At 32.3% G+C, this 9,333-nt stretch carries 9 protein-coding genes, 2 pseudogenes and 1 riboswitch; all 11 genes and pseudogenes read left to right on the top strand.

The features are described from left to right. Positions 1-180 (top strand): annotated as a pseudogene (locus SA378_RS08155) (histidinol-phosphatase); the annotation flags it as partial. Positions 181-312: 132 nt separating this feature from the next. Beyond that, complete coding sequence (gene queG / locus SA378_RS08150; RefSeq protein ID WP_318525489.1) at positions 313-1,404, top strand: tRNA epoxyqueuosine(34) reductase QueG; 1,092 nt, start codon at positions 313-315, stop codon at positions 1,402-1,404. Then, positions 1,401-1,682, top strand: a complete 282-nt coding sequence (locus SA378_RS08145; protein WP_318525488.1) for a DUF503 domain-containing protein — start codon at positions 1,401-1,403, stop codon at positions 1,680-1,682. Before queG ends, SA378_RS08145 begins: the two co-directional genes overlap by 4 nt. Next, a complete protein-coding gene (gene nth / locus SA378_RS08140; RefSeq protein WP_318525487.1) occupies positions 1,682-2,317 on the top strand; it encodes an endonuclease III in 636 nt (211 codons plus the stop codon). Before SA378_RS08145 ends, nth begins: the two co-directional genes overlap by 1 nt. 97 nt (positions 2,318-2,414) lie before the next feature. Then, complete coding sequence (gene trmL, locus SA378_RS08135) at positions 2,415-2,885, top strand: tRNA (uridine(34)/cytosine(34)/5-carboxymethylaminomethyluridine(34)-2'-O)-methyltransferase TrmL (protein ID WP_318525486.1); 471 nt, start codon at positions 2,415-2,417, stop codon at positions 2,883-2,885. Positions 2,886-2,893: 8 nt separating this feature from the next. Further along, positions 2,894-4,516: a Na/Pi cotransporter family protein gene (locus SA378_RS08130; RefSeq protein WP_318525485.1), complete on the top strand. Its 1,623-nt coding sequence runs from the start codon at positions 2,894-2,896 to the stop codon at positions 4,514-4,516. A gap of 59 nt (positions 4,517-4,575) precedes the next feature. After that, a riboswitch (glycine riboswitch) is annotated at positions 4,576-4,686 on the top strand. A gap of 234 nt (positions 4,687-4,920) precedes the next feature. Continuing rightward, entirely contained in the window at positions 4,921-5,280 is a 360-nt protein-coding gene (locus SA378_RS08125) for a GrdX family protein (RefSeq protein ID WP_318525484.1), read from the top strand. A gap of 31 nt (positions 5,281-5,311) precedes the next feature. After that, positions 5,312-6,592, top strand: a pseudogene (locus tag SA378_RS08120) (glycine/sarcosine/betaine reductase component B subunit). A gap of 16 nt (positions 6,593-6,608) precedes the next feature. Further along, the gene (gene grdB / locus SA378_RS08115; protein WP_412178685.1) at positions 6,609-7,913 is read left to right on the top strand and encodes a glycine reductase complex selenoprotein B; all 1,305 of its coding nucleotides are present in this window, start codon (positions 6,609-6,611) and stop codon (positions 7,911-7,913) included. A 148-nt stretch (positions 7,914-8,061) separates the two neighbouring features. Further along, positions 8,062-8,997 (top strand): thioredoxin-disulfide reductase, encoded by a 936-nt coding sequence (gene trxB, locus SA378_RS08110; protein ID WP_318525483.1) that lies wholly within the window; start codon positions 8,062-8,064, stop codon positions 8,995-8,997. 10 nt (positions 8,998-9,007) lie between these two features. After that, positions 9,008-9,325, top strand: a complete 318-nt coding sequence (gene trxA, locus SA378_RS08105) for a thioredoxin TrxA (RefSeq protein WP_318525482.1) — start codon at positions 9,008-9,010, stop codon at positions 9,323-9,325. Positions 9,326-9,333: the final 8 nt, after the last annotated feature.

The raw sequence follows: 9,333 nt of genomic DNA, 5'->3' as shown, positions 1-9,333 counted from the left end.
CTTAAAAATTTTATTATTTTTAAAGGTATTGAAGTCGACATCTTAGGTGATGGAACTTTAGACTATGACGACAAAACCTTAGCGTTATTCGATTTTGTAATTGCTGCCGTACACAGTAGGTTTAAAATGAATGAGCGCGATATGACTCGGCGGATTCTAAAAGCATTGCAGAATAAATAGTATAGTAATAATAAAAAATATGATTTGAATTTTTTGAATCATATTTTTTTATTGCTTGCGTTTTATTATTACCTTTTATTAATAGGGTGAATGTGGTATATTATATTCATATTATAATAGGGAATGATGTTTATGAAGCAAATTATTACAGATATTGCTAAAAATATGGGAATTGATATAATTGGTTTTACTCAAATATTAGATTATAGTTATTTGTCTGAATTGCTGTTTGAAAGAGAAAGAATGGGGTTTAACAGTGAATTTGAGGAGCGGGATATTAATAAAAGACTTGATGTCAGATGTGTTTTTCCTAAATGCAAAAGTATTATCGCAATTGGTGTACCATATGCACAAGGATATAAAAAGCCTGTAACATCTGACAAGGGATTGTTGAGTGTTGTTTCTTATGGGGAGGATTATCATAAAAAGCTTGAATTACTTTTAAATAATTTGGCAATTAAAATTAAAAAACACATTAATTTTGAGTATGTGTCATGCGTCGATACATCACCCCTTATAGATAGAGAAATATGTAAAAATGCCGGTATAGGACAATATGGGAAAAATAGTCTGCTCATTAATGATAATTATGGTTCATTTATTAATCTTGGTTATTTGCTTACTGATATAGAAATAAAAAGCAATAAAACAGTTGATACGATTGATATATGCAAAGATTGTGATATATGTGTAAAAAGTTGTCCCAATAATGCAATTTTAAAAAATGGAGGCATTGATTCAAAAAGGTGTATATCAAATCTAACACAAACCAGAAATTATATACCCATCGAGTACAGACATAATATGGGAAATCAAATTTATGGATGTGATATTTGTCAGATTGTATGTCCTAAAAATAAAAAAAATTTGGAGATTAAATCAAATATTGATAATAATTATCTTATGGTAGATCTCAAAGAATTATTAAAAATTTCAAAAGCAGATTTCAATAAAAAATATGGAAGTTTATCCGGAAGCTGGAGGGGTAAAAATATTTGGAAGAGAAATGCCTTAATATCCATAGGAAATTTAGGACTTTTATCAATGTTTGATATGGTAAAAGAAGAACTGGAAAATCCATCTGAAATGATTAAAATATATGCATCATGGACATTAATGAAATTAAACAGACAAAAAGCATCTGAAATATTGAATAACAATTTGAAATATGAAAATGATATTATTAAAATGGAATACATTAAATTACTGGAGGGGAAAATATGACAGTAGGAACATGTGAAATAGAAATTTTAATATATGAATCAAATTCTTTAAAGGAAAAAAGGCATGTTTTAAAAAGCATTATAGAACGAATAAAAGTAAGATTTAATGCATCCGTTGCTGAAGTTGATTACAATGATTTGTGGAACAAATCGATGATTGGAATAGCCGTAGTATCAAATAGCAAGAATTTATGCGAATCAGCTATATCAAAAATAATTAATTTTATTGATAACGATGAAAGAGTTGAAATAATAAGATTTTACAAGGAGATTCTTTAATGACGAGAGCAGCAAAAGTTTATGATCTTTTGAAAGAAGCTTACCCTGATGCTAAATGCGGGCTTGATTATAAAACACCTTTTCAATTATTGGTTTCAACAATGTTAAGTGCTCAGGCTACTGATAAAAGTGTAAATAAAGTAACAGAGGAATTGTACAAGCAATATCCGGATTTAGAGAGTTTTTTGACTTTTTCTCAAAATGAAATAGAAGAAAAAATCAGAAAAATAGGATTATATAAAAATAAATCAAAAAATATTTATAAAATGTGCAGAGAATTAAAAGAAAAATTCAATGGAGATGTACCAAAAAACATTGAAGATTTGATGTCTCTTTCTGGTGTTGGAAGAAAAACTGCATCCGTTGTATTGGTTGAAGCATTTGATATTCCTGCATTTCCGGTTGATACGCATGTTTTTCGAATAACAAGGCGCATTGGTCTTGCTAAAGGTTCGACAACTGATAAAGTTTCTGATGAAATGATGACAAAGTTGCCTAAATCTAAATGGCATCTGATGCATCATCTTTTAATAACTCATGGACGTGTAACATGTACAGCACAAAATCCTAAATGTGAGAATTGCGTTGTTAATAATATTTGTGATTATTATAAACAATATAAAAAGAAGATTTAAAGTATTTGTAATATATGGCAACAAATTTATCTTTATTATACAAATAAAGGATGATATAATTACTCGAATAATAACATTATAGTAGCAGGAGAGAATTATGTCATTGAATATAGTTTTATTTGAACCTGAAATTCCTCAGAATACTGGTAATATTGCCAGAACATGTGCAGCAACGGGTTCAAATTTGCATTTGATTAAACCACTTGGCTTTTCTGTTCAGGATAAGTACTTGAAAAGAGCAGGACTTGATTATTGGAATTTAGTAAATATTGCATATTATGAAAATTTTGAAGATTTTATAGTACAAGCAAAAGATAAAAATGTATTTATTTCAACTACGAAAGAAAGCAGATTTTACACTGATGTAAAGTATACGGACGAATGTTATATTATTTTTGGAAAAGAAACAGCAGGACTTCCTGACTACATTCATCAAGAATTCATAAAAAACAGAATTAAAATCCCAATGATAGACAATGTGCATGCAAGAAGCTTAAATCTTGCTAATTCAGTTAATATAGTAATGTATGAAGCCTTAAGACAGTTAGGCTTTCCAAACTTGGTTTAGGAGGATTTATGGATATAGCAATTAGTTTAATAGGCGGATTAGGATTATTCTTATTTGGCATGAGTTATATGGGCGAAGGCCTTCAAAAGGCAGCAGGAAGTAAAATGAAAGACATTTTAGCAGCGCTGACTAAAAACAAACTCATGGGTGTCTTGGTGGGAACATTGGTAACAGGAGTAATACAAAGCAGCAGTGCTACAACTGTTATGGTTGTTGGTTTTGTAAATGCAGGTTTAATGAATTTAAATCAAGCTGTTGGAATTATAATGGGAGCCAATATAGGAACTACTGTGACAGCCTTTTTAGTGTCATTAAACATCACAAAGATTGCTACGTTTTCAGTGGGAGTTGGTATTTTTATTTACTTGGCTTCTAAAAAGAAAAAAACTAAAAGTATTGCAGAAGTAATAATTGGATTTGGTATTTTGTTCATAGGTATGGATATTATGAAAAATGCCATGGGACCATTAGAGACAAATCCGCAATTTACAGGTCTTATGACAAAGTTCGGCAATCCGTTTCTAGGAATACTTGTTGGTTTTGTAATGACTGCAATTCTTCAAAGCAGTAGTGCAACAACAGGTATATTAATTGCGGTTGCAGCTACTGGGGTAATATCCTTTGAGTTCGCATTTCCAATTGTTTTTGGAGAAAATATCGGTACATGCGTAACAGCACTAATATCAAGCGTAGGAGCAAATAAAACTGCTAAAAGAGCTGCAGTAATACATTTATTGTTTAATGTAACAGGAACGTTATTATTTATGATTTTTTTAAGAATACCGGTACAATGGGCTGTTTTAAAGTTGGTTCCTACAAATGTTCCTCAACAAATTGCAGCAGGCCATATATTCTTTAATATATTAAATGTTGTAATAATGTTTCCATTTTCTGGTTTGTTGGTTAAAGCATCTGAATATATTATCAAGAGTGACGGAGAAGATTTAGAACATATAACAAAGTATATAGATGAAAGAATACTTGTTACACCTTCTATTGCATTAATTCAAGCATCAAAAGAAGTTTTGCATCTTGGAAATATTGCATATGAGCAGTTTAAAACTTCTGTTGAAGCATTTAATACAAGCAATGAAGAACTTGCATATAAAGTTTTTGAACTAGAAAGAAAAGTAAATGAAATAAATAAGCTTGCTCTTGAATATTTGGTTAAATTAGACAAGGAATTTTTAACAAATTATGAAAAAGATAAATTAGTTGTACTCATGAATGCTTTAAATGATATTGAGCGTGTAGGAGATCATGCTGATAATATAGGTGAGCTTGCGCTTTACAAAATAGAAAACAAAGTTAATTTTTCTGAACAGGCAATTGAAGAAATAAATACTATGTTCGCGAACACAATGGCAGTTTTTAAAGCAACATTAAATGCATTAAAAACCATTGATTGTGATGATTGTGACAAAGTCATTGAAATTGATAATGGAATCGATAAAATGTATAAAATTCTAAGGAAAAATCACATTGAAAGGCTTAATGACTATATTTGTGAGCCAAGTGCAGGAATTATATTTTTAGACATAATCGGAAACCTTGAGAGAATTGGTGATCATTCGTCAAATATAGCAGAATCAATACTTGAAGTGGTCTCTAATAGAAATGAAAAAAAATAGTAAATATAACTTGATTTATTAAATATTTTTATATATAATAATCATAAGTGAATAATTGAATGACGTTTGCGGAAGAGACTGTTATATTGTTAACAGCGCCGAAGGATTAAGTAATTAATATTAGCCGTATTATTAATGATGATCTCAGGCAAAAGGACCGTAGACTGACAAAACTCTGAAAAGCGTAAAGCACCGAAGGGGCAACTCTAAAAAAGGAAACTCTCAGGTTAGTAAACAGGGCAGAAGGCAGAAGATTTTTTTGTATGCATTCTGCTTTTTTTATTGCATAATATTATATATTTTCAGATAACGTTTATGCTTTTATGTTGTTTTTTATAAATGACAGAAAATTTTTTAAAATCTGATAAATTGGTCAGAGTATACTAAATAATTAGGTGGGTATAATGATTATTACAAATAATGAACTGGTGTATAGCAAGTACAAGGATATATATAAAATAGCTTTTATTCAAGGTGATTTCAGAGAAGTTCTTATCACTGCAAGAGACAAGATACACGAAGGATATGAGTTGCTTACTCATCCAATGTCGAGCAGCGTAAAACCAAATGAAACACCCTATAAGTCTGTAATAATTGCAGACTCAAAGGGTAAGCTTAATTTGGATTCAATTTACATTATAGAAAATTCTATAATGACTTATGACAATTTCAATAAGAATAAATTTGGTTTTATTACTGAAGAAATAATTAAAGATTTTAAATTAATTGATTTAACAGTGCTTGAAAGCGCGTTAAATATATAAAAAAGAGCAAAAAATTATGGAGGTGAACATTTTGAAGTTAGAATTAGGCTACATTTTTATTAAGGATATTCAGTTTGCTGAAGTGTCTAAAGTAGAAAATGGTACATTGTATGTTAACAAAGAAGAAGTTAAAGCAATAATTCTAGAGGATCAGAATTTTAAGTCAGCTGAAGTTGAGCTTGCAAAACCAGGAGAAAGTGTTCGTATAATGCCTGTTAAGGATGTTATTGAACCAAGGGTAAAGGTTGAAGGACCTGGAGGAATATTCCCTGGAATGATTAACAAGGTTGAAACTGTTGGTTCAGGTAAAACAAATGTTTTGAAAGGAGCCGCTGTTGTTACAGTTGGGAAGATAGTTGGTTTCCAGGAAGGTATTTTAGATATGACAGGACCTGGAGCTGAGTATACACCATTTTCTATGTTAAACAATTTAGTTTTGGTTTGCGAACCTATTGACAGTTTAAAACAGCATGAACATGAAAAAGCTTTAAGATTTGCAGGATATAAGGTAGCACTTTATCTTGGAGAACTTGCTAAAAAAATGATGCCAGATAAAGTTGAAACATTTGAAACACCTACGCTTGTTGAAGGACTTAAATTGTATCCTGAATTGCCGAGAGTTGCATATGTATGTATGCTTCAAAGCCAAGGCTTGATGCATGACACTTATGTATATGGCGTTGATGCTAAACAGACAATATCAACTTTCATTTATCCTACAGAAATGATGGATGGCGCTATAGTAAGCGGTAACTGTGTTTCTGCCTGTGACAAGAACACTACATATCACCATTTGAACAATCCGGTTGTTCATGATTTGTTTGCTGAACATGGAAAAACTTTAAATTTTGTTGGTGTAATTATAACTAATGAAAATGTATATCTTGCAGACAAAGAAAGATCTTCTAACTGAAGTGCTAAACTTGCAGAATTCTTAGGAGTTGACGGCGTTATAATATCAGAAGAAGGATTTGGAAATCCAGATACAGATTTAATTATGAATTGCAAGAAAATAGAAGCAAAAGGCATAAAGACTGTTCTAATTACAGATGAATATGCAGGTAGAGACGGTACATCTCAGTCACTTGCAGATGCTGATGTTCATGCAAATGCAGTTGTAACTGGCGGGAATGCTAATGAAGTAATAGAACTTCCACCTATGGATAAAATAATTGGCCATGTTGAAGTTGCTGATGTAATTGCCGGAGGTTTTGATGGCAGTTTGCATGCAGATGGAAGCATTACAGCTGAACTACAGGTTATTATAGGGGCTACTAATGAAATGGGCTTCAACAAATTGAGTGCAAGATAGGAAGGAGGAGATAGTTATGCTAAAAGTTGTTCATTATATAAATCAATTCTTTGCCAATGTAGGCGGAGAAGAAATGGCTCATATTCCAGCTGAAATAAGAGAAGGCATTGTAGGACCTGGATTAGCTTTCCAGCAGGCATTTGGTGATGAAGCAGAAATTGTAGCTACAATAGTATGCGGCGACTCATATTTCAACGAGAATTTAGAAGAAGCCAAAAAAATAGTATTAAATATGGTTAAAGAAATAAAACCTGATTTATTCATAGCAGGACCGGCATTTAACGCAGGAAGATATGGCGTAGCATGCGGTACTATTGCAAAAGCAGTTCAAGATGAATTAAATATACCTGTACTAACCGGTATGTACAAAGAAAATCCTGGTGCTGATATGTTTAAAACAAGTTTGTATGTCGTTTCTACTAAAAATTCAGCAGCAGGCATGCGTGATGCTGTTAAGAAAATGGCTCCACTTGCATTAAAAATCGCAAAGGGGGAAAAAATAGGCGCATCATCAGAAGAAGGATACATGCCTAATGGTATAAGAGTAAACTTTTATGAAAATGAAAGAGGATCAAAGAGAGCTGTTAAGATGCTACTGAACAAATTAAGTGATAAGGAATTTGAAACAGAATTTCCAATGCCTGATTTCGACAGAGTAAAAGCTAATCCGGCTGTAAAAGATATTACAAAAGCTAAAGTAGCCTTGGTTACTTCAGGAGGTATTGTTCCAAAAGGAAACCCTGATCACATTGAATCATCAAGTGCTTCTAAATACGGGAAATATGATATTGATGGAGTTACGGATTTAACTGAAGAAACATACGAAACTGCTCACGGCGGATATGACCCTGTATATGCTAATTTAGATCCAGACAGAGTATTGCCTGTTGATATTTTAAGAGAATTTGAAAAACAAGGAAAGATCGGAAGTCTTCATAGATATTTCTATACAACAGTTGGTAATGGTACAGCTGTTAAAAGCGCAAAAGGATTTGCTGCAAAGTATGCACAGGAACTCAAAGCTGACGGAGTTGATGCAGTAATACTTACATCAACCTGAGGCACTTGTACTCGTTGCGGTGCAACGATGGTAAAAGAAATAGAAAGAGTTGGAATTCCGGTAGTACATATGTGTACAATAGTTCCTATTTCTTTAACAGTTGGAGCTAACAGAATAGTTCCTACTATTGCAATTCCTCATCCTCTCGGAAATCCTTCTTTAACTATTGAAGAAGAAAGAGACATCAGAAGAAATTTAGTTGGAAGAGCATTAAGAGCATTAGAAACTGAAATAACAGAACAAACAGTATTCGAAAAATAAAGATTTTGGTATGCGGCAATCAAAAAATTGCCGCATACATAATATAATTGTTGAATATTGGATTTGATTTTCAACAATTATATACCATATTTGTATAAAATATGGTATAATTATATTGACAATGAAGTTACATGGGAAGAGGTGTGAGATGAGTAAAGTATATGATGTAATAATAATTGGTGCAGGTCCAGCCGGATTGTCAGCAGGTACATATGCAGGAAGGGCAAGATTAAGCACTTTGATTATTGAAAAAGAAAAAGATGGAGGACAAATAGTTCTCACTTCAGAAGTTGAAAATTATCCAGGGTGTCTCGAAGGAGAATCTGGTCCTACTTTAGTAGATCGCATGGCTGAACAAGCAAAGCATTTTGGTGCAGAAAAAGTATATGATGAAATACTTGAAGTGAAACTTGAAGGCAAGGAAAAAGTTCTTGTTGGAAAGAAAGGAGAGTATGTTGGTAAAACAGTAATAATTGCAGGCGGTGCTTCATCTAAACCAATTGGATGTCCTGGCGAAAAAACTTTCACAGGTAAAGGAGTTTCTTATTGCGCAACATGCGACGGATCATTTTTTGAAGACTTTGAAGTCTTTGTAGTTGGTGGTGGAGATACTGCAGTTGAAGAAGCTTTATATTTAACTAAATTTGCAAGAAAAGTTTCTATAATTCATAGAAGAAATGAATTAAGAGCAGCAAAATCAATTAGAGAAAAAGCTTTTGCAAATCCGAAGATGAATTTTATCTGGGATTCTGTGGTTAAGGAAATCAAAGGTGACGGTATAGTTAATTCCATGATTTTGGAAAATGTTAAAACTGGAGAATTGACTGAATTATTTGCTGATGAAGATGATGGAACATTTGGTATTTTTGTATTCATCGGTTATGAACCTAAAACAAAAATATTTGAAGGTATTTTAAATATTGACAGAGGGTATATTGTGACTGATGAAAATATGAAGACTAATATTGAAGGCGTTTATGCAGCAGGAGATATTAGAGTTAAGAGTTTAAGGCAAGTTGTAACAGCAGCTGCTGATGGTGCCATAGCAGCTGTTCAAGCAGAAAAATATATTGAATCACTATAGGAGATGTGTAATGTTAATACTTGATAAAGAAACTTTCGAACCTGAAGTGTTGAAGGGTGAAGGCTACATATTGGTTGACTTTTTCGGAGACGGATGCGCTCCTTGCGAAGCATTAATGCCTCATATTGAAGCATTGTCTGAAAAATATGGAGACAAATTAAAATTTACAAAATTAAATACTACTAAGGCAAGAAGAGTTGCTATAGGACAAAAAATACTGGGATTACCGGTTATTGCCATATACAAGGACGGAGAAAAAGTAGAAGAACTTATTAAAGTGGATGCTACTCCGGATAATGTTGAAGCTATGATACAAAAATATATTTAGCGGTATGG

The sequence above is a fragment of the Sedimentibacter sp. genome (genome assembly GCF_033447055.1).
Lineage (GTDB): Bacteria > Bacillota > Clostridia > Tissierellales > Sedimentibacteraceae > Sedimentibacter.
The sequence above is the reverse complement of the archived record's forward strand: the minus strand, read 5'-3'. Positions and strand labels throughout refer to the sequence as shown.